Consider the following 1,523-nt stretch of genomic DNA (forward strand, 5'->3'; position numbering starts at 1 on the left):
CAAACAAAATGCAACCCACTGTTTTTTAAGCACTCAGGCAGCCACCAGTTGGTACCCCAGTTTCCGGGCTTTGCGAAGCAAAGCCCGGACCTGTCGGTCTTGGCTCCTGGCTTCGAATTCCTCAAGACCTTTTTCGACATAAGCCTGTTTCTTGGTTAGCAGGTTGTACACCAGTCGTGCCAACTGGTGGGCAGTGGCTTTGATGGCGCAGCTGGTATCCATTCGAGTCAGCCTGGCTCGGTGCGATGCACCAATGAAACCCTTGTCATTACGAGCATTGGATGCAGCCTGCTTGAGTGCTTGAGCTGCTCGATTGACTATTTTGGGCCCGCCTCCTGCCAGTCGATGACCGCCGGAGATTCGGGTAGGAGGAGCCAGTCCCAACCAAGAGCAGAAGTGCTGTGAGGACGGGAAACGTGATAGATCTGTACCGATCTCGCCTGCCAGCACCAATGCGGTGTCCACCCCAATGGTCGGAATTGCGGTCAGGTCCACGCCAAGAACTTTCCACAATGTCTGATGCAATTCGGTCTGTTGGGCGCCGCTTCGGTGTGGGCTGCGCAAAGGCTTGTTGGATGGCTCAGGCTTGTTTTGCAGCACCGGCAGCTGCTCTAGCGCGGTTTTTATGGCGTCGTCACAACCAGCAATTTGCTGCTCCAAGAAGTCGTAGGCAGCCAATTCCTGAGTCAGCGCATGCAGATGCTCACGCCGCCAATTGCCATGAAGACTCCGAGCGACAGCCTCCTTGCCGGCCTTGATGCGGCGGTCGGTCAGTTCAGCCAGTTGCACAGGGTCTCGTTGACCTGCGCAGATGGCTCGCAAAATCTTCATGCCAGTTACGCCGGAAATATCACTGATGACATTGGCCAACTGGATGTTCATTTGGCTCATGGCCTTTTGCATCCGGTTCAGGGTCTGTGCCTGGTCTTTGACTTTGGAAGCCCGCTGCCTGACCAATGAGCGGACGCAACAGGTCAGATCATCGGGGCGGAATGCACCTCTCAGCAGCCCATGCGTCATCAGCTGCCAAATCCACTGGCAATCCAGCACATCTGATTTGCGACCCGTGATTTGCCGAGTTGCTCTGGCATTGACGAGATAAACCTCAAAACCGCGTTCGCTGAGGATCTCGTAAATGGGAATCCAATAAACGCCTGTGGACTCCATGGCGACGACCTTGATCCCCAGGCTTTCAAGCCAATCAGCCATCTTGAGCAGGTCGTCAGTAAAGGACGTGAACGACTGGACGGGATTTTCGTGCCGTGGATCGACCGCCACAAAATGCTCTCGACCACCGACGTCGATCGCCGCGCAATCGGGATGAACGACGGTAAAGCGTTGCTTGGAAGGCTTGCGCGCCATGATGAATCCTCGCAGGATAAGGGGCGCGCGGGGCACACGGTGGCGAAAGTGTTCACTCTCTCATACGTGGTCACAGCTGATTTAGCTGATGCCTACAGGGACTTCACGCCGATACCGTGCGGATCACTCTCCCACGCGGGTGTGCGGACACACACCAGTGC

1 protein-coding gene is annotated in these 1,523 nt (G+C 55.9%); it reads right to left on the bottom strand.

Annotation, left to right across the window (positions count from 1 at the left end; translation table 11 throughout):
* Nucleotides 1–33: 33 nt before the first annotated feature.
* On the bottom strand, nt 34–1,362 hold the full coding sequence (locus N430_RS29140) for an IS110 family transposase (protein ID WP_116583670.1): 1,329 nt from the start codon (nt 1,360–1,362) through the stop codon (nt 34–36).
* Nucleotides 1,363–1,523: the final 161 nt, after the last annotated feature.

This window comes from Pseudomonas sp. CC120222-01a (assembly GCF_003097235.1).
Taxonomy (GTDB): Bacteria; Pseudomonadota; Gammaproteobacteria; order Pseudomonadales; family Pseudomonadaceae; genus Aquipseudomonas.